The organism is Oceanobacillus sp. FSL W7-1281 (assembly GCF_037969835.1).
Lineage (GTDB): Bacteria > Bacillota > Bacilli > Bacillales > Amphibacillaceae > Oceanobacillus > Oceanobacillus oncorhynchi.
In genome coordinates, this window is record NZ_CP150214.1 from 4228559 (window position 1) to 4253868 (window position 25310).

At 41.8% G+C, this 25310-nt stretch carries 22 protein-coding genes; 8 read left to right on the plus strand and 14 right to left on the minus strand.

Annotated elements, in window-relative coordinates:
- Positions 1-128 precede the first annotated feature (128 nt).
- A complete protein-coding gene (locus MKX55_RS20530; RefSeq protein WP_339234630.1) occupies positions 129-1439 on the plus strand; it encodes a nucleotide sugar dehydrogenase in 1311 nt (436 codons plus the stop codon).
- Positions 1440-1484: 45 nt separating this feature from the next.
- Here MKX55_RS20530 and MKX55_RS20535 read toward each other — a convergent pair whose 3' ends face one another.
- On the minus strand, positions 1485-2594 hold the full coding sequence (locus MKX55_RS20535; RefSeq protein ID WP_339234632.1) for an MraY family glycosyltransferase: 1110 nt from the start codon (positions 2592-2594) through the stop codon (positions 1485-1487).
- Between the two features lie 388 nt (positions 2595-2982).
- Between MKX55_RS20535 and MKX55_RS20540 the strand changes: the two genes are divergently transcribed.
- The 3 genes from MKX55_RS20540 to MKX55_RS20550 all read left to right on the plus strand — a co-directional run bounded on the left by MKX55_RS20540 (position 2983) and on the right by MKX55_RS20550 (position 4849).
- Positions 2983-3396 carry a hypothetical protein gene (locus MKX55_RS20540; RefSeq protein WP_042529581.1) on the plus strand — a complete coding sequence of 138 codons (414 nt, stop codon included), beginning with the start codon at positions 2983-2985 and terminating at the stop codon, positions 3394-3396.
- Positions 3397-3555: 159 nt separating this feature from the next.
- Positions 3556-4308 carry a threonine/serine exporter family protein gene (locus tag MKX55_RS20545; RefSeq protein WP_042529579.1) on the plus strand — a complete coding sequence of 251 codons (753 nt, stop codon included), beginning with the start codon at positions 3556-3558 and terminating at the stop codon, positions 4306-4308.
- Positions 4309-4405: 97 nt separating this feature from the next.
- A complete protein-coding gene (locus MKX55_RS20550; protein ID WP_042529577.1) occupies positions 4406-4849 on the plus strand; it encodes a threonine/serine exporter family protein in 444 nt (147 codons plus the stop codon).
- A gap of 135 nt (positions 4850-4984) precedes the next feature.
- On the opposite strand, the gene MKX55_RS20555 is transcribed toward MKX55_RS20550, so the two are convergent.
- Positions 4985-5893, minus strand: coding sequence for an Rpn family recombination-promoting nuclease/putative transposase (locus MKX55_RS20555; protein WP_256705198.1), 909 nt, complete (start codon positions 5891-5893; stop codon positions 4985-4987).
- A gap of 489 nt (positions 5894-6382) precedes the next feature.
- Between MKX55_RS20555 and zwf the strand changes: the two genes are divergently transcribed.
- Positions 6383-7858 carry a glucose-6-phosphate dehydrogenase gene (zwf, locus tag MKX55_RS20560; protein ID WP_256705199.1) on the plus strand — a complete coding sequence of 492 codons (1476 nt, stop codon included), beginning with the start codon at positions 6383-6385 and terminating at the stop codon, positions 7856-7858.
- 64 nt (positions 7859-7922) lie between these two features.
- Here the strand turns inward: zwf and MKX55_RS20565 are convergent, their stop codons facing one another.
- From MKX55_RS20565 to MKX55_RS20575, 3 genes are all read right to left on the minus strand, one after another.
- Positions 7923-8216 (minus strand): hypothetical protein, encoded by a 294-nt coding sequence (locus MKX55_RS20565; RefSeq protein WP_042529572.1) that lies wholly within the window; start codon positions 8214-8216, stop codon positions 7923-7925.
- Between the two features lie 173 nt (positions 8217-8389).
- Entirely contained in the window at positions 8390-11461 is a 3072-nt protein-coding gene (locus MKX55_RS20570; protein WP_339234637.1) for an efflux RND transporter permease subunit, read from the minus strand.
- Positions 11462-11464: 3 nt separating this feature from the next.
- The gene (locus MKX55_RS20575; RefSeq protein ID WP_256705201.1) at positions 11465-12331 is read right to left on the minus strand and encodes an efflux RND transporter periplasmic adaptor subunit; all 867 of its coding nucleotides are present in this window, start codon (positions 12329-12331) and stop codon (positions 11465-11467) included.
- A 711-nt stretch (positions 12332-13042) separates the two neighbouring features.
- Here MKX55_RS20575 and MKX55_RS20580 point away from each other — a divergent pair.
- From MKX55_RS20580 to MKX55_RS20590, 3 genes are all read left to right on the plus strand, one after another.
- Positions 13043-14038, plus strand: coding sequence for an ABC transporter substrate-binding protein (locus MKX55_RS20580; protein ID WP_193065083.1), 996 nt, complete (start codon positions 13043-13045; stop codon positions 14036-14038).
- A 144-nt stretch (positions 14039-14182) separates the two neighbouring features.
- The gene (locus MKX55_RS20585) at positions 14183-15040 is read left to right on the plus strand and encodes a proline/glycine betaine ABC transporter permease (RefSeq protein ID WP_212929177.1); all 858 of its coding nucleotides are present in this window, start codon (positions 14183-14185) and stop codon (positions 15038-15040) included.
- Positions 15040-16248 carry a glycine betaine/L-proline ABC transporter ATP-binding protein gene (locus MKX55_RS20590; protein WP_256705202.1) on the plus strand — a complete coding sequence of 403 codons (1209 nt, stop codon included), beginning with the start codon at positions 15040-15042 and terminating at the stop codon, positions 16246-16248. The genes MKX55_RS20585 and MKX55_RS20590 overlap by 1 nt, the downstream gene beginning before the upstream one ends.
- A 151-nt stretch (positions 16249-16399) precedes the next feature.
- On the opposite strand, the gene MKX55_RS20595 is transcribed toward MKX55_RS20590, so the two are convergent.
- The 9 genes from MKX55_RS20595 to MKX55_RS20635 all read right to left on the minus strand — a co-directional run bounded on the left by MKX55_RS20595 (position 16400) and on the right by MKX55_RS20635 (position 25284).
- The gene (locus MKX55_RS20595) at positions 16400-16624 is read right to left on the minus strand and encodes a hypothetical protein (RefSeq protein ID WP_042529564.1); all 225 of its coding nucleotides are present in this window, start codon (positions 16622-16624) and stop codon (positions 16400-16402) included.
- Positions 16625-16746: 122 nt separating this feature from the next.
- Positions 16747-17166 (minus strand): 3-hydroxyacyl-ACP dehydratase FabZ, encoded by a 420-nt coding sequence (fabZ, locus tag MKX55_RS20600; RefSeq protein ID WP_042529562.1) that lies wholly within the window; start codon positions 17164-17166, stop codon positions 16747-16749.
- 724 nt (positions 17167-17890) lie between these two features.
- The gene (locus tag MKX55_RS20605; protein ID WP_042529560.1) at positions 17891-18220 is read right to left on the minus strand and encodes a DNA-directed RNA polymerase subunit beta; all 330 of its coding nucleotides are present in this window, start codon (positions 18218-18220) and stop codon (positions 17891-17893) included.
- Between the two features lie 99 nt (positions 18221-18319).
- Positions 18320-19138 (minus strand): flagellar hook-basal body protein, encoded by an 819-nt coding sequence (locus MKX55_RS20610; protein WP_339234641.1) that lies wholly within the window; start codon positions 19136-19138, stop codon positions 18320-18322.
- Positions 19139-19151: 13 nt separating this feature from the next.
- Complete coding sequence (locus MKX55_RS20615; protein ID WP_339234643.1) at positions 19152-19958, minus strand: flagellar hook-basal body protein; 807 nt, start codon at positions 19956-19958, stop codon at positions 19152-19154.
- A gap of 83 nt (positions 19959-20041) precedes the next feature.
- Positions 20042-21043 (minus strand): rod shape-determining protein, encoded by a 1002-nt coding sequence (locus tag MKX55_RS20620; RefSeq protein ID WP_042529553.1) that lies wholly within the window; start codon positions 21041-21043, stop codon positions 20042-20044.
- Between the two features lie 251 nt (positions 21044-21294).
- Positions 21295-22860, minus strand: coding sequence for a hydantoinase/oxoprolinase family protein (locus MKX55_RS20625; protein ID WP_339234646.1), 1566 nt, complete (start codon positions 22858-22860; stop codon positions 21295-21297).
- Positions 22860-23954: a DUF917 domain-containing protein gene (locus tag MKX55_RS20630; RefSeq protein ID WP_256705206.1), complete on the minus strand. Its 1095-nt coding sequence runs from the start codon at positions 23952-23954 to the stop codon at positions 22860-22862. Before MKX55_RS20630 ends, MKX55_RS20625 begins: the two co-directional genes overlap by 1 nt.
- Positions 23955-23997: 43 nt before the next feature.
- The gene (locus MKX55_RS20635; protein WP_339234648.1) at positions 23998-25284 is read right to left on the minus strand and encodes a cytosine permease; all 1287 of its coding nucleotides are present in this window, start codon (positions 25282-25284) and stop codon (positions 23998-24000) included.
- Positions 25285-25310 lie beyond the last annotated feature (26 nt).

Here is a 25310-nt window from a genome sequence, read left to right on the forward strand (position 1 = left end):
AATGAAATAAATCGCTTAGGTTACAATAAGTCTAACTACCATTTACTATACATCTAATTTAGATAATTGTATAATATGGAACAAGTAGATGTTACATGAATTTACATTTAAAAAGGCAGGCTAAATAAATGAATCTATTTCAACAAATTCAAGATAGAAAAGCTAAGATTTCCGTCATTGGTCTGGGTTATGTAGGACTGCCCCTTGCAGTGGAATTAGCAAAAAAATATGATGTGGTCGGTTTTGACCTGAATGAAGCAAAGATTGCGCAATATCGAAAAGGCATTGATGTAACGGAAGAGGTCGGCAGTGAGGCGCTAAAGGAAACTACCCTGGAATTCACAAGTGCGCCGAGCGATATCAGCGATTGTACCTTTCATATCGTCGCTGTGCCGACACCGATTAATTCGGATAAAACGCCGAATTTAAAACCTGTGATTTCAGCAAGTGAGACAGTTGGACAACACCTTACGGAAGGTTCCATTGTTGTTTATGAATCAACGGTTTACCCGGGGACAACGGAAGAGGTTTGCATTCCTATTTTAGAGGAAAAATCTCAATTGACTTTCGGAAAGGATTTCAAAGTAGGCTACTCTCCGGAACGAATCAATCCCGGCGATAAGGTGAATACCCTTGTCACTATCCAAAAGATTGTGTCCGGCTCAGATGAGGAAGCATTAAAGGAAATCTCCGCTTTATATGGTTCCATTATTCAAGCTGGTGTCTTTGAAGCAAAATCGATCAAGGTTGCAGAAGCGGCAAAGGTGATTGAGAATTCACAGCGGGATATCAATATCGCCTTTATGAATGAGCTTTCCATGGTTTTCAATAAGATGGATATCGATACGAAGGATGTGCTGGAAGCGGCCGGCACGAAATGGAACTTTTTGAAGTTCACTCCTGGTCTTGTCGGCGGACACTGCATCGGCGTGGATCCTTATTACTTTACCTATAAAGCAGAGCAGCTCGGCTATCATTCGCAGATTATCCTAGCGGGAAGAAAAATCAATGATGATATGGGCAGATATATTGCCAGCAGCATCATCAAGAAAATGATTAAGTCGAAGCTGCAGGTGGATGGCGCGCGTGTTGCCATTCTCGGACTGACATTTAAAGAAAATGTTGCAGATGTACGTAATACGAAGGTCAATGATATCGTGGATGAATTAACGGAATACGGTGTCGATGTGCTGGTTCATGATCCAAAAGCAGAACCTGAGGAAGTCAAAGAGGTTTTCGGATTTGAATTGGTTCAGGATAATCAATTAACCGATTTGGATGCGGTTGTTTTAGCTGTACCGCATCAGGAATATCAGGAATACCAGGTAAGTGATTTCCATCCAATGTACCGGACGGATGAGAAGGTATTTATCGATATTAAGGGAGCTTACGGCAGAGATGCGCTGGAAGCTGAAGGCTTTAAATACTGGAGCTTATAAGGAAGCTTGATTATAGCGGAACATCAAAAAAGCAGTGACATGCGATTAGTCACTGCTTTTTCTTGATTTCTTCTTTTTCTTAAACGGTTTAAATATAAATGACTTTATCCGCCGGAGGATAGTGACAATAGGTCTTCTCCCTCCCATAACCAGTCCGGCGAGTTCCGCAAAAATATGTAATAGAAATATCATCACAGCTGTGAAAACAAGGGAAATGGCCAGATCCGCTTCGGAAAAGAGAATCCCGATCACCCCGAACAAGCCGCTGAACAGATAGATAATCACCACTGTTTTCCGGTGGCTGTAGCCGGCATCGATTAATTGATAATGAATATGGCGGCGGTCTGCTGTCATAATGCTTTCTTTATTATAAAGCCGGCGAATCATTGCTACCAGTGTGTCAAAAATAGGCACTGCCAAAATCACAATCGGAATAATAAAACTAAAGAAGGTAATGTTTTTAAACAGACCTAAGATCGAAATAATTGCAATGATATAGCCCAGCAGGTTAGATCCGGTATCCCCCATATATATCTTGGCGGGGTAAAAATTATGGTATAAAAAGCCGATATTCGCGCCAATAAAGGTAATGCATAAGTAAGCAACCAGCACCTGCGTGTCCACAATCGCCATGGCGAAGATACTGATCATCGCAATTGTTGTCACTCCCGTGGCCAGTCCGTCCAAGCCGTCAATTAAATTAATGGCATTGGTGATTCCGATAATCCAAAAGAAGGTCAGCACCGGACCTAAAAAGCCTAGTTCCACAACGCCCAAAAGCGGAATGGTGATTCGTTCAATAATCAAACCCGCATAAATCAGCAGACTTGCGGCAATGACTTGTCCTGATAATTTAATTAAAGGGCGTATCGTATATTTATCATCCAGCGCTCCGGTAATCAAAATGATAAGCGAGCCAATCAAAATTTCATCTATGAAGACATGTCTTGGCTGCAAATACAGCATACCTAATAAAGCACCTGCAAAAATAGCTAATCCACCTAATCTTGGTGTGACACTCTGATGTATTTTTCGATGGTTTGGTTTATCCATTGCTCCTATTTTTACTGCCAGCTTTTTCACTGGATAGGTAATCAGCAAAGCTGAGATGACAGAAATTAAAAAGGCGATTGTTAAATCTACATAGTTTAGCATAGTATTCTCCTAAATATTACAAGTCACATACTCCTAAAAAGAATGGCTTTCATTTGGTCAGCAGCAGGGTTGAAGATAGGTTGATTTTCCTATTCTGTTCCCATTGCGTTTCTTTTTGCTCATCTGGCTTCAAGTGCCAGACTTTAAAGGTTCCATGTCGAAATTTGTATGTTTATTTTTCCCTTATTTCGACATCATTTCCTGTGGACTTCTTTAAATTATATAGGACTCTTCCTATATTGCGCAATGATTTATCCGTTTATTCTTTGGGAATCTTTCATGGCGGGGATTTTGCTGGAATAGAAATAGGTAAAGCGCATCTTTTTTTAAGGCTGCGGCTGTGGTACATTCATTAGGAATATCAGCTTGTAAAAAGGAGGTGCCTCATATGTTTTTATATCTTTATGTATTAGCAGCTGCTATCGCTGTGTTTGGAATGATTGTTGTATTCCGTTCCACCATGGATAACATGCTGACAGAGCCGGAAAAGTTCCCGCAGCATTTAAACCGTTTTTTTACCAAATTTTCTATTCTTGAAATCTTGCCAATTGCGATGATTGTGCTGGGATTTATCTTCCCGCCAAGTGAACAGCTGGACATGTCGGATGCGCTGATTCCAATTGTCATTATTGCCCTTTTAATGATTATTCATATTTTTTATATCTTCTCGCAGCGTTCTCCTGCAGGTAATGTCGAAAAAGAGCTCAAACAGCGGATCCAGCCATTTATATTTATGGCGATGGCTTTAGGAAATGCGGTTCCTATTATTGCAATTGTTTTTATTCTGTTAATCGTCAGCTAATCTATCCTGATGTGTTTCTTGCACATCGGGTTTTCTTTTTGCATTTACATCCACCAGGATAAGAAGACTTCTCAAAAAAAGTTTAGGTTTATACCTTTCTTTCGGGGACTGCTTTACCTATAATAGAACTTAGTTTGAACCGGATGCGGAGGTTATGTTTTGAGCAAGCAATCTGTTACTGTAGAAAAAATATGTTTATTAGCCGGAAAGATTATGCTGGCTTCTGGAGCAGAGACGTATCGGGTCGAGGATACCATGGACCGGATCGCACAGTCTTATGGGGTAGAAAACCCTCAAAGCTATGCTACATTAACCGGACTGCACTTCTCGCTCGATTATACTGAAAGCAGTTATTTCTTACGGATTACCAAACGCGCTACAGATCTACATAAAATTGATGATGTGAATCAGCTTTCCCGGGAAATTGTCGCGTATCAGCTTCCCTTGGAGACAGCTTATCATAAATTAAAAACGTTAGAAAAAAATGTACCAACCTTTTCTTTAAGCTTCCAAGTGCTTGCAGCCACACTGGTCAGCGGGTGTTTTTCCTTAATGTTCGGCGGTACGTGGGCTGACTTTTTACCAGCCTGTCTTGCAGGAAGTATCGGGTACTCGACGATGATTCTATTTGATAAAATGATTGAAATCCGCTTCCTCGCAGAATTTATCGGATCATCGTTCATTGGTTTAACAGCTGCGATCTGTTTTTTGCTCGGCTTTGGCGGAAGTCTGGAAATGATTATTATCGGCGCGGTTATGCCGCTTGTTCCCGGGCTCCCAATTACGAATGCCATTCGCGATTTAATGGCAGGTCATCTTGTTTCCGGTGTTTCCAAGGGAATCGAGTCACTGCTTACCGCTGTAGCGATTGGAGCCGGAATTGCGATGGTTTATGGGTTTTTTCCAGTTTAATTGCTGTCATCCGAAAATAACAAGGCAGCTCTCATCGGTGTGGCAGACGCAGAAGTCGTCACACTCTGCGAATGCTTAAATGGAGGATAGAATACAAATGTTTGATATTATTGTTCAACTTGCTGCCAGTTTTATTGCATCTGCAGGCTTTGGTGTTTTATTTAATGCACCAAAAAAATCATTGATTCCATGCGGTCTTGTCGGAATGCTTGGCTGGATTCTCTTTTACACCCTCAGAGAATTTCATGTCGATATCGTTGCTGCAACCACCTTTGCGGCAATTCTTGTCTCCATCCTCAGCCAAGTTTGTTCCCGTATTCTAAAAAGGCCAATCATTATCTTCACGGTATCCGGCATTATCCCGCTCGTGCCTGGAGGCGTCGCCTATAATGCCATGCGAAACTTTGTTGAAAATGATTATAATACGGCAATTCAGCTTTCAGCCCAAGTGATGCTTCTGGCTGGAGGCATTGCGATTGGTCTAATGTTTTCCCAGGTTATTAATCAGATTATGATGAAGCTGCAGAAGACAAAGCCGTAATTTTTTCATTTTCATTGAAGTGACCAATCCTTCGTTGATAAAAGCTTTGCTTCGTACAATTCTAAAAGGGAGACGGTATATTTTTAAATGTCTCCCTTTTTTGTCTTATGAAAATTGTTTGTTTCTTCGTTTTATTTACTTGCCTACCAGCTTTTTAATTTCTTCTTTACTTAATTTTGTGATCTCTGCTATTTGGTTGACTGGCATGCCTATTGCCAGCAATTCTAAAGCTATTTCTTGTTTTCCTTCTTGTTTTCCTTCTTGTCTCCCTTCCTGCTTCCCTTTCTCCAATCCTCTCTCAAAATAAGAATTCGGCAGCTGCAAAACCATGTCTTTTTCCTCCTCCGGCAAGTTCTCCATTTGCTCCATCATTTGCGCTTCCTCCTCTTTGTTTAGTTTTAGATAAGTTTCGAAATAACCATACAGGAATTCCATTTGCGCCGGGTTGATTTTCATCCGGGTGATCATGCGCAGAAACTCCAGCTTCACCTGAACCCGCTCATGCTCTTCATATCCCATCTGACTGAGCAAGGCTGCTGCGGCCGGGTTGTCTGATTGAATATAAGCTCTCCAGTTTTTCTTGATTAAGTGTAATTGTAAAAAGTTAAATTGAAGGACGTCTTGGATGGGTGTATTAATTCTGAATTGCGTAGGTTCTTCTTTTTCCCTATTATAACTCAAAACAGCGATGGGTTGAATGGGTTTGCGGTGTTTGGCGTAAAGGTAAGAAAAATAGAGAAACATTCTTTCAGGAAAATTTGCTTCACGGGTCGATTGTGCTTCCGTATGAATATGCAGGATTTTGTCTTCATGATTCAGCTTAACTTCAGCGAGGACGTCTATTTCTTTCTTGCGGCCATTGAGGTAATCCAGATAGACTTCCTGTTCGAGGAAGGTCACGTTGGAGAAATCAATGTAGGGATAGAGATTGGGGAAAAATGCTTCGATAAACTCTTCAAAAAACTCTTGAATCAGCTTTTTCGTCAGCCGATCATGCTTCATGTAGTCTGCTTCTTCTTCGAGAATAACTGGTGCTGTAAGCAATAGACCACTTCCTTTCTTTGAATTGTCTATATTTTACCAATCATTTTAAAATAAAGCCAGTCTTTTTTCAGATAAACTGGGTAAATATTTACTGCAGATGGTTTTTAAAAATTCCATCAAGCTAAGCAGTTGTATATACTCCCCCCTCTTTTTTTATAATAATTCCATTATATCCAGTTCACTCCAAACAAATTCTGAAAAATTAATTTATTAACTCCATTTTAGAGGTAAATAAATTGACAAAGCCACCATTCATTCTGTAAAGTTAATGATTAATCCCCTTCTATCTTTAGGGAATTTTTAATGTGTTTGTGCGTGTTCCAAAGCTTCCCTGTAAAATGTGCCTTTCAATCCAAATTGGCGCGGTCAAAACCTTGATGGATTTAGTCTGTTGGACATTTCCATCTGTTTTCAAATCAGCATTTTAGAGGATACTTACACGCATTTTTTAACATCTTTACAGAAACTAAAGAATTGAGGAACCTAATCATGAGTGAAACTATACAACCAAAGGCAACGATTGTGATTTTTGGAGCAACTGGAGATTTGGCGAACCGTAAATTATATCCTTCCATTTATCGCCTTTATAAGAGCGGTAAACTAGACGAGAATTTCGCGGTTATCGGGCTTGCCCGCCGTGGATGGGATAATGACATTATACGTGAGAAGGTAGAGCAGTCTATCCAAGGGTTGACTTCCGAGGATGAAGATGTATCTGAATTCACTTCTCATTTTTATTATAAATCATTTGATGTTACATCGACAGATTCCTATACTGACTTAAAATTTATGGTGGAATCTCTTGAACGGGAATATCATACGGAAGGCAATCGCCTGTTTTATTTAGCGATGGCTCCTGACTTTTTCGGGACTATTGCCAATCAGCTGAAAGACCATGGCTTAAAAGAAACGTCTGGATGGACGCGTTTAGTGATTGAAAAACCTTTTGGGCATGATTTACCTTCTGCCAAAAAACTGAATAAAGAGCTTCAAGCTGCTTTTGATGAAAATCAAATCTATCGAATCGACCATTATCTAGGAAAAGAAATGGTTCAAAATATCGAAGTTATCCGTTTTGCGAATGGAATCTTTGAGCACTTATGGAATAACCAATTTATCAATAACATTCAAGTAACAAGCAGTGAGACACTTGGTGTTGAAGAACGCGCACACTACTACGATGCATCAGGTGCAACAAGGGATATGATTCAAAACCATATGCTGCAAATGGTTGCCCTGCTTGCGATGGAGCCGCCAATCAATCTCAGCACCGAAGAAATTCGTTCGGAAAAAATCAAGGTATTGCGTGCTCTGCGCACCATCAAAGAAGAGAAGGTTCACAAGTATTTTGTCCGCGGTCAATATGGTCCCGGGGAAATCGACGGAAAAAAAGTCAATGGTTATCAGGATGAAGCTGAAGCATTAAAAGACTCTACAACAGAAACCTTTGTTGCTGCAAAGCTTGTTATCGACAACTATCGCTGGGCCGGCGTTCCTTTCTATATTCGTACAGGAAAACGAATGAAAGAAAAATCAACCAAAATTGTTGTGGAATTTAAAGATATTCCAATGAATCTTTATCATAAAAAAGATGATTTACGAAATCCTAACCTGCTCGTTATTAACATTCAGCCAAATGAAGGGATTACACTTCATTTGAATGCGAAGAAAACAGGGAATGGTAATTTAACAGAGCCTATTCAGCTGGCTTATCACCAAGATTCAGAATCTGGTATCAATACTCCGGAAGCATATGAAAAGCTTATTTACGATAGTATGCTTGGTGATGCAACGAACTTTACACACTGGGATGAAGTTGCATTGTCATGGGAATTTGTTGATCGTCTTTTAGCGAGCTGGGCAAATACAAAACCGGATTTCCCGAATTATGAATCTGGTTCGATGGGTCCAAAAGCTGCAGATGAATTGCTTGAAAGAAATGGCTTTCATTGGTGGCCGGAATAAACTATATATTACTCCTATCAAAAATAAGCCTCCTGCTTTCTTAATGTAGCAGGAGGCTTATTTTTTAATATCTTCTTGGTTGAAATACGGAAATAATCAATACGATACATGTAATCCAATGCAATGTCATGCCAACAAGTGGGATGAAGCCAATAATACTTGTTACAATTCCTAAAACACTGCCCGCTATCCATCTTCTATCCCGGCTGGCGAGGAGTAATGTAATAATATGAAGAATCAGCATGACGAATAATGGCGTATAGCCCGACCCCATGATATAAATACCGCCAAAGACTGGAATACCCAATAATCCTTCAAAAACACCGGTGATTAACTGCATTACTTGGGATATTACCATTTTATCTACCTTCTTTCGCTTTTCTTTGTCTTTATCATACCCGATTTTCGACATGAAATGAATTCTAGCCTGTTGTTAATCAAGGAAAATTATTTATGTCATGAAAAGGGCAGTTCGGCAAATGAGATGATTGTCTCTCTGCCAAGAGCTGCCTCATTTTTCATTACTTACGTTTACTTTTTCGCTGCTTTCTTCCGCTTCCTTCTTACCCTTACTTTCTTCGTTATGTTATCAAAGATCAGATAAATAACAGGAACAAAGAATAAGGTAAAGATGCTGGAAATCGTTAAACCGAAGATTATCGTTACAGCTAATGGCTGCTGCAGCTCGGCCCCTTCACCAATTCCCAGCCCTAACGGAACCATCGCCAGAATCGTGGTAAGGGATGTCATCATGATTGGGCGCAGTCTGGAGCGTCCTGCTTCAATAATAGCTTCTATCTGGTCCATTCCTCTTCTGCGCAGAATATTGATATAGTCTACAAGTACAATCGAGTTATTAACCACTATTCCGGCAAGCATAATAATGCCGATAAAGCCGGCTACGCTTAAGGATATATTTGTCACAAACAGTCCGCCAATAACACCAATAATGGTTGTCGGCAATGCAAACATAATAATAAATGGCTGCAGGAGATTTTCAAATTGTACAGCGAGTACGATATACACTAAGAAAATCGAGAATATCAGCGCTACGCCAAGCTCCATAAAGGCCTCTTCCATATCTTCTGCCTGGCCGCCAATGCTATAGCTGTAGCCTTCAGGAAAGTCCATTTGACTTAGCTTCGTTTCAATATCGGATACGACACTTCCTAAATCGCGACCGACAACTCCCGAGCTGACATTCATTTGTGCCTGCTGATTTTCTCTCAGGAGCGTCTGTGGTCCTTCTGCCTGCTCGATCTCAACAAGTTCATCCAACGGAACCGTTGCTCCTGAAGGGGATTGAATACTGCTGTCTAACAGGTCTTCAATACTTGTGCGAGTATCTTCTGGATAGGCAATGGTAATATCGATTTCCTGTCCTTCTTCCCGATATTGGCCGACCACCTGTCCGGAGAATTTCATTTCCAGCTGGCTGGTGATTTGCGACCCTGACAGCCCATAGCTGGAGGCTGCGTCCTCATCTACCCGAATTTCCATTTGCGGAATGCCATCTTCTGCTGTAGAGGTTGTATTGGTTACTCCTTCAACCTCCTCCATTTCAGCAAGGACCTGTTCGGATAAATCAATCAGGGTATCATTTTCAGGGCCATTTAATTGAATCGTAATCGGGTCTCCCATTTCCATACCGCCATCCATCGCAGAGGCTGCAATATCAGCACCTGCAATATGCTGCACACGTTCATCGATCTCTACCATAATCTGTTCCGTTGACCGGTCCCGCTCTGATGCAGGTATTAATTGCAGCGTATAGGTTGATTCATTCATACTGCCAGTAAAGTCAGCAGATCCGATGGTTACATAGCTGACATCCATATATTCCTCATAGTCTGCTAAAATGTCATCCACCTGTTCTGTCATGCCGATCGTATAGTCTAAGCTGCTTCCCGGCGGTGTCTCTACCGTGATCTGCGCTTGTCCCTGGTCGGCTGATGGCATAAACTCCATCCCGATACGCGGAATGAGAAAAAGGCTGCCGATAATCGCTAATATCGTTACCAGGACGGTTGTTTTTCTAAATCTCAGTACTTTTTCTAATCCTTTTCCATAACGTGTTTTCAACCAATTTAAAAACCTGTCAAACCAATACCTTTTTCCCGATCCTTCCATGACATTTGCCAACAGCTTCGAGGAGAGCATTGGTACTAATGTAATCGCAACGACTAAAGATGCGACTAAGGAGAAGGAAACAGCCAGTGCTAATGGTGTAAATAAGTCGGATGACATTCCTTCTACAAAAACAATTGGTAAAAATACGACTAATGTCGTCGTTGTTGAAGCAATAACTGCCGGTGCTAATTCAATCGATCCCTTGGTTGCCGCCTCAAACAGGCTGTAGCCTCTGCGCCGGTAGGAATAAATATTTTCTAAAATAATAATGGAGCTATCCAGCATCATTCCAATCCCTAAAGCCAATCCGCCCAGGGAAAGTACATTCAAGGTCTGACCCGTAAAGTACATTAATACAAAGGTTGCGATAATCGCAATTGGTATCGATAATCCAATCACAATGGTTGCACGGATGCTCTTTAAAAACAGGAGCAGAATAAGAAAGGCGATTGCCCCTCCAATTAAAATATTATTCATGACCGAATCAATCGACATTTCAATAAATTCAGAGGTATCAATGATGGTATTTAAACCCATTCCTTCTGGTAAATCTTCCATCATTCCCGGCATCGCATCTGTAATATTCGATGCAACCTCTACCGTATTCGCATCTGTCTGCTTCATTACAGACAAGACAAGTGCATGCTCCCCGTTCACCATCGTTTCGGAGGAAGTCTCTTTAAAATCGTCCTGCACGTCTGCAATATCCGAAATACGGACAACGCCGCCTGCCTCTGACTGAATCTGTGTATTTTCAATATCCTCTATGTTGTCAAATTCACCAATGACGCGAATCTGTAAATCCTGATTTCCCTGTTCTACCGTACCGATGGAGGAAGAGCTGTTCTCGCTTCCCAGTGTATCCATGACACTTTGAGGCGAGATGCCATATTGTTCTAAGCTCGCTTCATCTAATTCAATTTGAATCTCTCTTTCTAAGCCGCCTTCAATCGTGACTGAGGCTACCCCTTCTTGTCTTTCAAAGAAAGGAACAATTTGCTGGTCTGCGATTTCGGTCAGCTCGGCTAAATCATCGCCCGTTAACCCGAGGTACATAACCGGAAGTGAATCAGGGCTGAAGCGAAGAATATTCGGGTCCCCTGCTCCATCAGGTAACATTCCTTTTACTTGGTCGACCTGTTCTCTCACATCCAACAGGGCCTGGTCTAAATCTGTTCCATTTTGAAACATCATCATTACCATGGAGGACCCAGATTGTGATTGAGATTGAACCGTATCGATTCCTTCTACTGCACTTACTGCTGATTCCAGCGGTCTGCTGATTAAATTCTGCACATCTTCTGGTGCTGCATCTTGATAATTGGTAGCAACGACGGCTACCGGCAAATCTATTTCAGGGAAAAGATCGACCGCAAGATTTCGCAGGGACATAACCCCTAAAGCAAGAACAGCTAATACAATCATAATGACGCCAATTGGCCGTTTTACTGAAGTTTTTATAAGCTGTTTCAAAATCTATTCCCCTTTCACTACTTCGACAGCATCGCCGTCTTCTAATCCGGATTGACCTGTTATGACGATTTCTTCCCCAGCTTCGATATCTCCCTCGATTGCGGTTTGCCGGGATTGCATCGTAATAACAGAAACCTCGCGCTGCTCTACCGTTTCCTCATCCGTTACCACAAAAACAAAGGACTCCCTTTCACTCTCTACAACCGCTTCTGTAGGTACTAATAAGGCATCCGATTCTACGGTTTCCTCGACGGTTATTTTTGCAACAGCTCCGGAGATAAAGGACGAATCTCCAGTTTCAAAAGCTGCCGTAACCGGATATAATCCGGTATCATCCGGAATCTGATCTATATTGGTAATCGCAGCTGTTTTCTCTTCTCCGCTCACAGTCACTTCTACTTCATCATCGATATTCAAAAGGTTCAGCATGCTTTCGGAGGCACTGCCTTCTGCTTTCCATTCATCTGTATCCGCAATCAGCATAAAAGGCTCTTCCGGGTCGATATTCTCGCCTTCCCCGGCCTGAATCTGAATGACTTCCCCAGCTTCCGGTGCGTCCACAGATTGTGTATTGCCATCAAGCGTTAATTCAGCGACTGTCTCATCTTCTTCTACCGTGTCGCCGACATTTACTTCTAAGGTGTCTACTTCTAAAGGCTGTTCAATCATAATCGGGGTTGTCTGTGAAGGCTCCAGCCGGGCATTAAATGTTCTTTCCCGCGTCAATTCCCCTTCTTCGACCTCCTCTGTCTGTACAGAAGTAATTACCTCCTCCTGTGTTTCTTCAGCGGATTCATTGTCATCCTCTGTACACGCCGCTAAAACAAACAGCATCAAAATCAATCCAATTGCTCCAATACTTTTTTTCATGGTTATGTAGATACCCCTTCCTTATTTTAACTGGCATTTGCCTGCTCTCGTTTTTATACCTTTTTTCTGTCTCTTTGTTTCGTACGAAAGTGACACGCAATTCGTTTCAAAAAATTCCTCATTTAAGTATATCCCTTTCAAAATACCCAAGCAACGTTTGTCTGCCAGGTGATGAGAGAAGTTATTAAATACACTTTTTCTATAACATATCCCCTCACGGAACGTCAGACGCAAGTCTTATCTGCTTATTGCCGCATAATAATTCCAGCAATGATTTTGGTGGGGCGAGTAATCGCAGTCCCAGCGCTTTTGATGGGACGAGTAATCGCAGTCCTCCATCATTCTATTTTCCTATGAATCTGACAAGATTCGACTGATTTTTATCAATCATTTTGAAAACGCATACGTATTTTAGAGCATTCTCGACAATTACAAAGATAAACACACTTAAACCTGCCTTCACCTCTTTATACATCGAAATATGCATCTTTATCCACTTTTAAGCGCTTTGTTTAATTTTATAACTATAAGGTATAATTAAAAATCGAATCATAGCTTATTTCCATCCTCATACATCATTTTCTTTCAGCTTTTGAATAAATAGCTTGATTGATTAACCCGCTGCAAAATTTTTTGTTTTACACACTATTTTGCTTTCATTTTCATCGAAATATATACCTGAAAATTCCAAAAATAAAAGGGGGAGAAAAAATGAAGAAATTATTATTTGCTTTGATAACTGCATCGGTTCTTATTTTAACTGCATGCAGCGATGCATCAAGCGAGGGAGAAATTGATACGATTGTTTTAGCTGATGCCGGCTGGGACAGTATTAATGTACACAATTATATTGCGGCACAAATCATGGAAGAAGGATACGGCTATGATACAGATATTACTTCCGGTTCAACTGCAGCGACCATACAGGGGTTAAGTGATGGGGATATCAATGTGTATATGGAGGTATGGACAGATAATATCCGCGATATTTATGAGGAATTAACAGAAGCGGGCGATATTGAAACCTTATCTGTGAATTTTGATGATAACAATCAGGGGCTGTATGTTCCTGCCTACGTTATCGAGGGTGATCCAGAACGAGGAATTGAGCCGCTTGCACCTGATTTACAAACCGTAGAAGACTTGAAGGATTATCCGGAAGTATTCCAAGATCCGGAAGATCCGGATAAAGGACGTATTATTAATGCGCCGAGCGGATGGGCTGTAGAGGAAGCCATTAATGATAAATTCGATTTCTATGAATTAGATGAGACCTTTAATAACTTTAGCCCAGGCTCTGATTCAGCTATTATTACCGATTTAGCCCGTGCTTATGAAGCTGGAGAAGGATGGGTCGGCTACTATTGGTCACCTACAGCGATTACTGCAAAATATGATTTGATTTTACTAGAAGAAGCACCTTATGATGAAGAAATTTGGGAAGAGTCAAAAGGAACCGAATTCCCGCCAAATGATGTGGTTATTTCCGTTCATCCGGATTTTCTTGAACAAGCACCTGAAGTTGTGGAATTCTTAGAACAATATGAAACAAGCAGCGCATTAACCGAAGAAGCGTTAGAGTATATGGAAGATAATGGCGCATCAGCAGAAGAAGCAGCTATCTGGTGGATGCAGGAGCACGAAGATATCTGGACAGCCTGGCTTCCAGAAGATACTGCACAGGATGTAGTTGATTCATTGGAATAAAAAAATAAACAATAACGTGGAGTAGCTGGCCACCAGGTTAGCTGCTCTTTCTTTTTCACAATCCGTCATTTCGTTTTTACCTTAACTAAAAAATACATTACAGAAAGAGAGGTAAATACTGCTTCCTTAGCAGTTATCATGCTTATGATTCAATTTCCAGACATTACATTCGAAGCTGGAAAGTATGTTGACGAATTTGTCAGCTTTCTTGCCAATAACTTAGAAGTTTTATTTGATTTTATATTTTTCATCACCTCGAGGTCTATCAGCGGACTCACTGATTTTCTAATGATTATTCCATGGTGGCTGTTTATCGTTATCATCTTTTTACTTGGATGGTATTTTAAATCGCTTTTCTCAGGTGTTTTATACGGCCTCTTTATTTTTCTCATTGGGAGCTTTGGCCTGTGGGAGGAAATGATGATTACGATTTCCATCATTTTAACTGCCGTTATCATTTGCTTGATTATTGGAATTCCGCTTGGAGTTGCAATGGCATTTAATAAATGGGTCTCGATGATTTTGCGTCCGATTCTTGATGCGATGCAGACGATGCCGAGCTTTGTATATCTCATCCCGGCTATTTTCTTCTTTGGTCTGGGTAATGTTTCTGCTATCTTCGCTACATTAATTTATTCCCTGCCGCCGGTCATCCGTTTAACCGACCTGGCTATCCGCGGTGTGGATAAAGAGGTTGTGGAGTCAGCGCATTCGTTTGGCTCTTCCAGATGGCAGACCTTATCCAAAGTTCAGCTGCCGCAAGCATTGCCGACAATTATGGCCGGTGTCAACCAGACGACCATGATGGCATTAGCCATGGTTGTTATTGCATCCATGGTCGGTGCTTCCGGTCTGGGCGAGCAGGTGCTGGTATCGATTAACCGGATCGATATTGCGCTCGGCTTTGAAGCTGGTATCAGTATCGTATTTCTGGCGATTATTATTGATCGTATTACCAATGGTATCGCAGAAAAAGTACAACGTCGTGGAGGTAATCAATAATGTCTGTACAAATACAAGTAAAAAATGTTTCTAAAATATTTGGTTCCAAACCGAAATCTGTCATCCCTATGATCAAAGAAGGATTATCGAAGGAAGAAATTTTGAAGAAAACAAATCATACGGTTGGTGTCTATGATGCAACCTTTGACATTCAAAAGGGAGAGGTCTTCGTTATCATGGGGCTGTCGGGAAGCGGGAAATCCACCTTAATCCGCTGCTTCAACCTTCTGAATAAACCGACAGACGGTTCGATTCTGATTGACGGGCAGGATATTACCAAATGCAGCCGGGACGAATTAAAAAAAGTCCGTCAGGAAAAAATTGCGATGGTTTTCCAGCACTTTGGTCTCTTCAGCCACCGGACGATTTTGGCAAATGTCGAGTATGGATTAGAAATTCGGAATGTCCCAAAAGAAAAACGCAGGGAAATTGCAATGCAAAATATTGAAACAGTAGGGTTAAAGGGCTATGAGGATAAATATCCGGATGAATTATCCGGCGGTATGCAGCAGCGTGTCGGCTTAGCAAGAGCACTCACCAATGACCCGGATATTTTATTAATGGATGAGCCTTTCAGTGCACTTGACCCGCTGATTCGCCGGGAAATGCAGCTGGAGCTGTTAGACATTCAAGAACGGCTGCAAAAGACGATTATTTTTATTACACACGATGTGAATGAAGCCTTTCGAATCGGCGATCGCGTAGCTGTGATGAAGGATGGACATGTGGAGCAGGTCGGGACTCCTGAAGAGATTATCGCCAGCCCCGCCAATGACTATATTTCTGAGTTTATTAAAGATATCGACCGTTCCAAGGTATTTCAGGCAAGTCATATTATGACCAAGCCGAATGCGCTTGTTTCCATCAAGGATGGAATCAATGTGGCTGTCAAAGAAATGCGCGAAAATGGCATCTCCAGCGTATTTGTCGTAGACCGCTCCAGACGGCTTCAAGGGATTGTGACGATTGATGATGCGATACAGGGAATTAAAGAGCATAAACAATTAAGCGATCTGATCAAGAAAGATATTACGGTTGTCGCAGGAGATGAATATATCAATGATTTAATCCCGAAAGCATTGGAGTCCAGCTTTCCTTTAGCTGTAGTGAATGAGGAACAAAAGCTGGCCGGCTATATTTTACGTGTTCATGTATTATCCGGTCTTACTTCCGATGATGTGACGGAAAGTGAAGAATATGTTCATTAAGCAGGCTTCATCATTTCTTAAAAAATAATAAGAAGAAGGTAATGGACGTGGGGGATTTACTCCTATCAGCGTGAGAGAATTTTTATTTCTCTTCTCACTGTAAGAGGATAACCAAAAAGTCATTGCCTTCTTCTTTATTATTTAGAGCGGCTTATTCGTTATTACGAGGCATGTCTTCTTCTCTCTCGTCAAAGTTGTCTTCATCCATGGGATCATCATTACGATTATCGTCGTTACCGTTAAATTCATCTTCTCTTTCTTCATGATCAATGGTCGGGTTATCATCTGCCGGCTCTTCATTATTGGATGTACCGCATCCAGTTACCAGCGTAAGAGCAAGAGCAGAAGCACCAACTTTTAATAATACTTTTTTCATAAAAAATTCCTCCCTTCTATATTAACCTATTGCTCGAAATTAGGTTAACCCAGAAAAGAGGAATCATACATTTCTTATTCATAATCATTTAGGAAATTTATTACATATTGCTGACGAATCCTTTATTTGATTGCAAATGTAATTTCTGCTTCACATGCAACCTCACCGTTAACCGTCGCAACGCCTTTTCCTTTGCCGATTGGCCCCTTCATGCGAATAATCTCAACCACCAGCTCCAGCTGATCTCCTGGCTTCACCTGACGTTTGAAGCGGCATTTATCCACGCCTGCTAAAAAGCCGATTTTCCCTTTGTTTTCTTCGATGCCTAAAACAGCGATTGCGCCTGTTTGTGCCAATGCTTCTAAAATAAGAACTCCAGGCATTACCGGGTAATCTGGGAAATGGCCGGGGAAAAATGGTTCATTTGCTGTGACATTTTTGATGGCTGTCACTTTTTTGCCTTCTTCTATGTCCTTCACCTGATCCACTAATAAAAACGGATAACGGTGCGGAAGAACTTCTTTGATTTGTTGAATATCCATATTTTTTCGACTCCTTTTTTAAAATAAGAATGTTAATAAAATAGCTGAAAACAGCCGCTCTGGAAAAACACTACGCTATATAAATTAATATTAATAGTTGCCGCTACAGAAAAACACTACGCTTTCCATGGGCTTGAGCTCAGCCTCCTTTAAAGAAGACTGAGCGATTGGCAAGCCGACAGGCGCAGACAGAGCTAAAGTCGCACTTATGCCCCGAGGGTAGGAAAAAAGAAGTTCGCTTTTTTTCTGCGGGGTCTTCCCTCCGCGCTTTCCCACGACGGACAGGACGTCCTAGTGTCGGTCGTTGGTCACAGGACGTGACCGTTCTTAGCCGACCAGGAGTCTCCATGTTTTTCTTCTGGGACTGGGACTGCGGTTACTCGCCCCACCGAAAACCATTGCGATTACTCGTCCCATCAAAAAGCATTCGCTAGTCTCTGTTCTCAATCATCATTTCGTCAATGTTATAAGAAAACAAATGGCTATCTAGTTGTATCAAATATCACATTTAAAAATTCATTAACCTGATAACAATGCTGGCATTACTCGCTCCATCGAAAACCGTCGTAGTGGAGATCTTCTTGGCAAGAACACCGATGATTTAAAGAGCAAGTAGTGTTCTTGTTTTTTCTTATCTGTGCACAAATTCAGTTTTAGTAATATTTTGCTTAACGTACCTATTTAAACTATAGCAAAAACATATTCGTCCATCCTCGAATATGTTTTACTCTGTTTTATTTACAATGTCGATAATATGCTGCCAGGTCTCTAGGCGCAGAACATCTAATGGAGATCCGTCGCCAAGTACAGCAAAACCAATCATTAGGCCAATGATGAAGGCTGCTGCAGCAAAAATTGTGATAACAATGATACGCAGCCAAATCGGAAAAATACGCAAACGCGGTCTGCTGCGTTTCTCCTCACGTTTACGCTGCTGTTTTTCTTTTTTATCTGTTTTTCTAGAAATATCCTGTTGTACTGCTTGTTCCTCACCAGCTGCTGTCTCTTGCTCAGCTTCCTGTGAGGTATTCTGTGAAGATGGATTATTCGTCATTTCAGTAACTCCTTACAAATGGATGTTCAAAAAGAGCAATCAAACAACGCATCCTTCTTGAACACTAACGGTATGTAACTGCCATCGTCTCAACCTGAATCAGGAACGAATGGTATTCACTAACCCAAGCATTTGGTCGCCCATGGTGATGGAACGTGAATTAAATTGATAAAGCCGCTGTGCTGCCATCATATCTGTCATCTGCTGCGACATGTCCACATTTGATTGCTCCAATGACTGCGGATGGATTACAGCGCCCTCACCAGCATATGCTTGTATGATTTCGTCTATATCCGCTGCTCCTGAAACAGTAAAGAAATTATCTCCTTCTGCTTCCAAAGCGCTGGGACGTACAGCTTCCACAACAGCCAATTCAGCTTCTGCCGCCTGTTCACCGTCTCTGGTGACCAACAATTGACCTTGATCATTTAATTCAATGGCATCAAACCCGTCTTGGATTTCAATCGGTCCCTCTGTCCCGATAATAGGGTGACCATCGGAAGTTGTCAAGGCAACGCCCCCTCCTTCAACTGGAGAAAGGAAAAAGGAACCGTCTCTCGTATAGACTGTATCCTGCTGCCCATTTTCTACGCGGTTCACTTGAAAAAACATATTCTCTTCCGTTAATGCAGCATCTAAGCTGCGGTCTGTCTCTATCATGCTTCCCTGCAGCTGGTTCAGGTTAATAGCACCTAAACCCGCCCCTGCTCCCACACGTATTCCATCGGGAGTCAGTCTGCCTTCTGCATTTTCAGGAGCATTCAAATTATCAATTTGCTGGCTTAGTAAGGAAGAAAATTCAACTTGTCTGTTTTTATATCCAGTTGTGTTGCTATTGGAAATATTATTGCCAATAACATCAAGCTTGTGCTGGATTTGGTTCATGGTTACTGCTGATTGATTCATAATACGTGACATGTTCAATTTCCCCCTATCCTAATCGGCCAACTTCTGTAACAGCTTTTCCGAGGCTCTCATCATATACCCGTAAAACGCGCTGATTACTCTCAAATAACCGATAAGCATTCATCATATCCGTCATGGATTGTTCGGTATTGACATTCGATTGTTCTAATGCCCCCTGGTGCAATACATACGCTGCATCTGCCGGTACAGCCTCTGCATCCCCTTCAAAAAGATCATTTCCTTCTTTCGTCAGTGTGTTTGCATCCGCTGCATACTGCATACCAATTGTCACATCGCCGCCAGCTGTCGGAATAACGCCCTCTGGGGTAATAGTCTCTATCGTTCCGTCTGTCTGAATGTTATTCCCGTCTTCATCTAAAACATAGTATCCCTGATTCGTCACAAGGAAACCTTCTGCGTCAATCGTAAAATTACCATTTCGCGTATAACGTACATCTCCATCTTCATTTTGAACGGCAAAGAAGATAGCCCCATTTTCATCTGGAACATTTCCCTGCTCGATCGCAACATCTGTCGGCAGTCCCGATTCGTTGATATCCCCTTGCGCAAAATGAGGAATCGTTTCTTGAACATATACGCCTGTATTCATACCGCCCAATTGACGGGATAAAGGAATATTGAAACCTCCTTGCGTGGTCGGGATGGTGTTCCCGCCGCTTTGCTGTATCAATAATTCCGGAAAAGCACGAATTGCCGTTTGATCGGCTTTGTATCCTGGCGTATTTGCATTGGCAATATTATTAGACAATGCTTCCTGCTGCCGCTGCTGCGTTATCATACCACTTGCCGCTCCATATAAACCTCTTAACACAAAGCTTCCTCCTCTGTATGTAAAAGATTAGAGCTGGCAGGGTAATAAAATAAGCAACACATTCTGCCAGCTTCTAATAATGATTAGTTTACACTTCTTTTTTCAAGCTTATCAATATTTTCAAGCATGATTCCCGTTCCCTTTGCAACACAATCCATCGGATCCTCTGCAACAAAGATAGGAACCTTTAATTCTTCCGCCAATAATTGGTCAATTCCATGAAGCAGTGCGCCGCCTCCAGTCAGGATAACGCCCCGGTCAATGATATCTGCGGATAATTCGGGAGGTGTCTGTTCCAGAACTGCTTTAGCTGCCTGAACAATAAGTGCTACAGATTCCATCAACGCCTGTGAAATTTCCTCTGATTCAATCGTTATCGTTCTCGGTAAGCCAGATACCATATCCCGGCCTCTGATATCCATGGATTCTTTACGTGATCCAGGGAACACCGTAGCGACATTGATTTTAATATCTTCTGCAGTACGTTCACCAATAAGCAGTTTGTATTCCTTTTTAATATATTGCAGAATATCCCAGTCAAACTTATCTCCAGCCATTTTAACGGATTGCGAAGTAACAATGCCGCCCATGGACAACACGGCTACATCGGTTGTTCCGCCGCCGATATCTACTACCATGTTTCCGCTTGGCTGATAAATATCCATTCCAGCGCCAATCGCAGCTACTTTAGGCTCTTCTTCTAAGTATATGCGCTTTCCGCCTGACTTCTCTGCTGCTTCTTTAATGGCTTTTTGTTCCACTTTCGTTATGTTTGTCGGGCAGCAAATAAGCATTCTCGGCTTTGACAAAACACCTTTGACATTAATTTTATTTATAAAATATCTTAACATGGCTTCTGTGACATCAAAATCAGCAATAACGCCGTCCTTTAACGGGCGCAGCGCCTCTATATTACCCGGTGTACGTCCAACCATACGGCGGGCTTCTTCTCCAACTTCAAGCACACGGTTCGTATTTCGATCCATGGCAACGACAGATGGTTCATTTAAAACTATTCCTTTTCCTTTTACATGTATCAACACATTTGCGGTACCAAGATCAATCCCAATATCTCTGGAAAACATGAATCTAAATCCTCCTAGCGTTACTATCTTGCACCGTCCTAAGACAAAATGCTACTAGTATACTATTTTACCACAAAACCCGGTAATTAACTGTATGAAAATAAGATTTTTTTATTTTTTTAAGACGCTTCACCAAAATATCCAGAGGACAAACTACTTTAAAATGTGAAAGTGGAGTAATTAAAAAGGCAAAGTTGACATGATATTTCCTATGTCAACTTTGCCTGAACACTTCTTTGTATTTTTTTAGGCTATGCGTTCCACTGCAGTTCTCCGGCTGCTTTCACTCTAACCCGTGTGGCATTTCCCGGGAGATAAGCTAAAGGAACGTCCTCTACATCAACAATCACAAGAGTCTCCGGATCTGCACCTGCATTTACTGCTGTTGCTTTTGCCTCCGATTTTGCCGATTCCAGTGCATGCTCCCGTCCTACCTCATCTAATAAGTAGATTCTTTCTACTTGTCCGCTGACCTGAGAAATCGCTGAACCAATGGCATTAGCAACACCGGAGTGTTCTGGTCGGAGGACGCGTGAAGCCCCTTTTAATTCAGTTGGTAATAAAATACTCCCGCCGCCGACAAGAATAACAGGAATGGGATCCGCGGTTGTCTTCATTTTGTCAATAGCCTCTTCTACAAGCTCCACCATCTTCTCATAAACTTTATTCAGCCATGACTTATCCAGATGAGCCACTTTGGATGCATCACCTAAATCAACTTTACCAAGCGCTACTGCTACATCTGTTGTTGTCAGTGTATCACCGCCGAAAATCATTGCTTTCTCAGGCAAACGGTACCCGACGCTGTCCGGACCAATTGAAAATGCTTCGTTTTCTTCTGCATGGATAATTGTTCCTCCGCCGAGTCCGATAGAAATTAAGTCAGGCATACGGAAATTCGTTCTTGCTCCTCCAATTTCTACTTCCAGAGAAGATTCCCGCGGAAAAGAATGAATTAACACACCAACATCTGAGGTTGTACCGCCAACATCTACAACAATAGCATCAGACAGGTTCCCTAAATAGGAAGCGCCGCGCAAAGAGTTTGTCGGACCACAGGCAACTGTAAATATCGGGTAACGAACCGCGTAATCAACAGACATTAATGTTCCGTCATTTTGTCCAAAAAATACTTTTGCATCAATATTTTCACTTTTTAACGCATTGATGAACCCGTCTGCAGCTGTTTTCGCTACACGGATTACGGAAGCATTCAAGATTGTTGCATTTTCACGTTCCAGCAGACCGACAGAACCAATTTCAGCAGATAATGAAATGGCCACGTCTTCTCCTAATACTTCTTGAAATATTTTCTTTGCTCTCTCCTCATGGTCGGTAGATACAGGAGAAAAAACAGAAGTGATTGCAATAGAATCTACCTCTCCTTTTACTTCATTGGCAATTTTGTATAAATGTGCTTCATCTAAATCAACGATTTCCCTGCCATCAAATTCATGTCCGCCACGTACAAGGTAAACATGCTTTCCAAGCGCCGCACGAAGGTCATCCGGCACGCCTACCAGCGGTTTCACTGCCAATGTAGCCGGGGCACCAATACGAACAGCAGCAATGTTGTTTAACCCTTTCCGCTCTACAATAGCGTTTGTACAATGCGTTGTCCCAAGCATGGCATAACGGATATGTTCAGGAGACACATTTGCTTTTGTAATCACTTCATGCATCGCTGTATAAATTCCAGTTTCTACGTCCTCTGTTGTGGATGATTTTGTTTCGGAAATCACTTGATTATCCTGATCCAGCAAAACAGCATCCGTATGTGTTCCACCTACGTCAATTCCAATACGATACGTACTCATTATTCCGTCTCTCCTTTACGAACTAATTCTTCCACCGGCGTATATTCGACATCGTAGCCAAAATATTTGGGTCCGACTGTTGCAATCCCTTTTTCCGTTCTCCATTTTTCATGGCATGGTATACCAATAACGACACATCTGGAACCATAACGGATTCCTTCTGTAGTAATTGGCAAACCTGTTTCTGCATCCAGTACGGCAATTAAATCCGGTGTCACACAAAGCAATCGCCGATCTGTTTGAGCAAGAAGATGCTCATTTTGAAAACGAAGCTGAAGCGTTTCTTCTTTATAGTCACCGATTCCTTCAAAGGATGCTGTACCTCTCGCAAAACCAGTTTCTGTTTTCCGATCGATATCTGTTACTTTTCCACGGAATAATTCAAACCCGCCCACTGTTTTCAAAACTTCCTGAATCGCATTGACATTATTTGCTTTAGCAAGGCGAATGGTTTTTCCAATTTCCTCTTCCAACTTTAAAATACCGGCAATTCCGCTATCTTTTAGATTTTTACCTCGCATGGAATACATGGCATTCATTACAGAGCCGCCCATTTGAATGGCAGAGGCGCGGGCAATGCGTTCTGTCCAGACGTTATCAATCGTGGATAACAGCGCTGTATTCCCTTTTTCATCGCCGATTACTGCCGGAGTAGCCTGGATACCATCTAAATAGAATGTAACCATCTGCAGTTCAGGAAATGCTCTTCCCATTCCATCTGCATCAATAACAGGCAATCCCCGTCTTGCAGCGAGCGCAAAAGGCAGCATGGAGTTTACTCCTCCCGCTTCAATCGGAAAAGTTGCATAAATGTCTTCCCCAAGAAATTCTTCCAGTTTCCCAAAAACCTCGATCGCTTCTTCTCCACTGGGAACTTTTTCAAGCATGACCGTTGGAGCCCCCATCATGGAAGAGGGAACAACTAAAGCATCCTCTGGAACTTCATCTATATCCAATAAAGTTACTGGTCCATTTTCTTCGATTGCCTGCAGCGCCATCAGCTTTCCGATATATGGATCCCCGCCTCCTCCTGTTCCAAGCAGTGCTGCACCAACAGCGATATCTTCAATTTCTTGTTTGCCTATTTTTCTCATTTTTTAAGCCTCCATGTTTCCAGAATATAAGTTTTGATTTGTATTATTTCTTTTTTCTAAAGATAAGGGACCCAATATAATAAAAGATTCCGCTAATCAATAGCGAGTTAATGGATGGAATACCAATTGTGATGATATACCCTGCAGCAAAACCCGCTGCCCAGGCAATCAGTGTAACAGGATGCATTTTTTCAACATCTGTGGGCAGCGTCCCTTGTTCTCTGGATTCATCCAAACTTTTACGGTGTGTTTTTAAAATAAAGTACTCTACCACCATAATTCCCGCAATTGGCGGAACAAGTACGCCGAGGAACACTAAGAAATCAACAAAATAATCCAGCATTCCAAGCACGGAAAGCACCGTTCCAATAATACCAATCACTAATGTAACCTTTGCACGGTTAAGCTTTATTTTAAATACGGAATCAAAAATATTTGTAAAGCCGAGAGACGAAGAATACAGATTCAAATTATTAATTTTAACTGTAGATAAAACAACAGCAAATGCTCCAAGCCAGCCGGATGCTTGTACCATAATACTCACTACATCATTCGTCCGGGCAGCAAGTGCCATCAATACAGCTATCATATTGATTCCAAGTTCCCCAATCAGTACCCCGATGGTAGCCATCCAGAATACATCTTTACCGCTTTTAGCAAATCGGGTGAAATCTGGTGTAATAACAGCTCCAATGATAAATCCGCCTGCAACCATTGTAGCAGCTGCCCCCATTGTTAAAGGATCACCAGCTGGAGCTGCAGAGAATAATCCATTGATAGAATGCTCACTAAATACATAATAAACACCGACAGCCATTGCTAATAGAAATAATGGTACGGTAATTGTAGCTGTGATACTCAATAATTTAAAACCGAAGATAACGAGTACAGTAACTCCTAATCCTGTAATCGTAGCAGCAGCTGCATGCGGAAGTGCTCCTCCGGTAGCCTGTACCAGACCATCGGCAAACACAGAGTTTTGAACCCCAAACCACCCGATACAGGAAATAGCAATGACGCCTCCGATAATGCTCGATCCGTATCTGCCGAACCCTGTCCATCTTGAAAGCAAACTGGTGGAGAGACCTTCTTTAGCACCTGCATACCCTAAAAGAAAGCTGATAACCTGTAAAATAACACTTCCCAGCATCGTTGCCCAAAAAGCTTGCCAGAATGTCATTCCATAACCTAGCGATGCACCTAAAATAAATTGGGAAATGGTTGCTAATGCTCCTACTCTAATAATCGTAATACTCCAAAGAGACTGTCTTGCCGATCTGGGTACTCTGGATAGTGAATAATCATCTCCAATATTGGTTTTATTCCCCATTTTTTATTCCTCCTTCGTCATTTCAT

What these genes read in the sequence shown, in the direction of transcription:
- MKX55_RS20530 (WP_339234630.1), top strand. Translation starts at nt 129, where the DNA reads ATGAATCTATTTCAACAAATTCAAGATAGAAAAGCTAAGATTTCCGTC.
- MKX55_RS20535 (WP_339234632.1), bottom strand. Translation starts at nt 2,594, where the DNA reads ATGCTAAACTATGTAGATTTAACAATCGCCTTTTTAATTTCTGTCATC.
- MKX55_RS20540 (WP_042529581.1), top strand. Translation starts at nt 2,983, where the DNA reads ATGTTTTTATATCTTTATGTATTAGCAGCTGCTATCGCTGTGTTTGGA.
- MKX55_RS20550 (WP_042529577.1), top strand. Translation starts at nt 4,406, where the DNA reads ATGTTTGATATTATTGTTCAACTTGCTGCCAGTTTTATTGCATCTGCA.
- zwf (WP_256705199.1), top strand. Translation starts at nt 6,383, where the DNA reads ATGAGTGAAACTATACAACCAAAGGCAACGATTGTGATTTTTGGAGCA.
- MKX55_RS20565 (WP_042529572.1), bottom strand. Translation starts at nt 8,216, where the DNA reads ATGGTAATATCCCAAGTAATGCAGTTAATCACCGGTGTTTTTGAAGGA.
- MKX55_RS20575 (WP_256705201.1), bottom strand. Translation starts at nt 12,331, where the DNA reads ATGAAAAAAAGTATTGGAGCAATTGGATTGATTTTGATGCTGTTTGTT.
- MKX55_RS20580 (WP_193065083.1), top strand. Translation starts at nt 13,043, where the DNA reads ATGAAGAAATTATTATTTGCTTTGATAACTGCATCGGTTCTTATTTTA.
- MKX55_RS20585 (WP_212929177.1), top strand. Translation starts at nt 14,183, where the DNA reads ATGATTCAATTTCCAGACATTACATTCGAAGCTGGAAAGTATGTTGAC.
- MKX55_RS20590 (WP_256705202.1), top strand. Translation starts at nt 15,040, where the DNA reads ATGTCTGTACAAATACAAGTAAAAAATGTTTCTAAAATATTTGGTTCC.
- MKX55_RS20595 (WP_042529564.1), bottom strand. Translation starts at nt 16,624, where the DNA reads ATGAAAAAAGTATTATTAAAAGTTGGTGCTTCTGCTCTTGCTCTTACG.
- fabZ (WP_042529562.1), bottom strand. Translation starts at nt 17,166, where the DNA reads ATGGATATTCAACAAATCAAAGAAGTTCTTCCGCACCGTTATCCGTTT.
- MKX55_RS20605 (WP_042529560.1), bottom strand. Translation starts at nt 18,220, where the DNA reads ATGACGAATAATCCATCTTCACAGAATACCTCACAGGAAGCTGAGCAA.
- MKX55_RS20610 (WP_339234641.1), bottom strand. Translation starts at nt 19,138, where the DNA reads ATGTCACGTATTATGAATCAATCAGCAGTAACCATGAACCAAATCCAG.
- MKX55_RS20620 (WP_042529553.1), bottom strand. Translation starts at nt 21,043, where the DNA reads ATGTTTTCCAGAGATATTGGGATTGATCTTGGTACCGCAAATGTGTTG.
- MKX55_RS20625 (WP_339234646.1), bottom strand. Translation starts at nt 22,860, where the DNA reads ATGAGTACGTATCGTATTGGAATTGACGTAGGTGGAACACATACGGAT.
- MKX55_RS20630 (WP_256705206.1), bottom strand. Translation starts at nt 23,954, where the DNA reads ATGAGAAAAATAGGCAAACAAGAAATTGAAGATATCGCTGTTGGTGCA.
- MKX55_RS20635 (WP_339234648.1), bottom strand. Translation starts at nt 25,284, where the DNA reads ATGGGGAATAAAACCAATATTGGAGATGATTATTCACTATCCAGAGTA.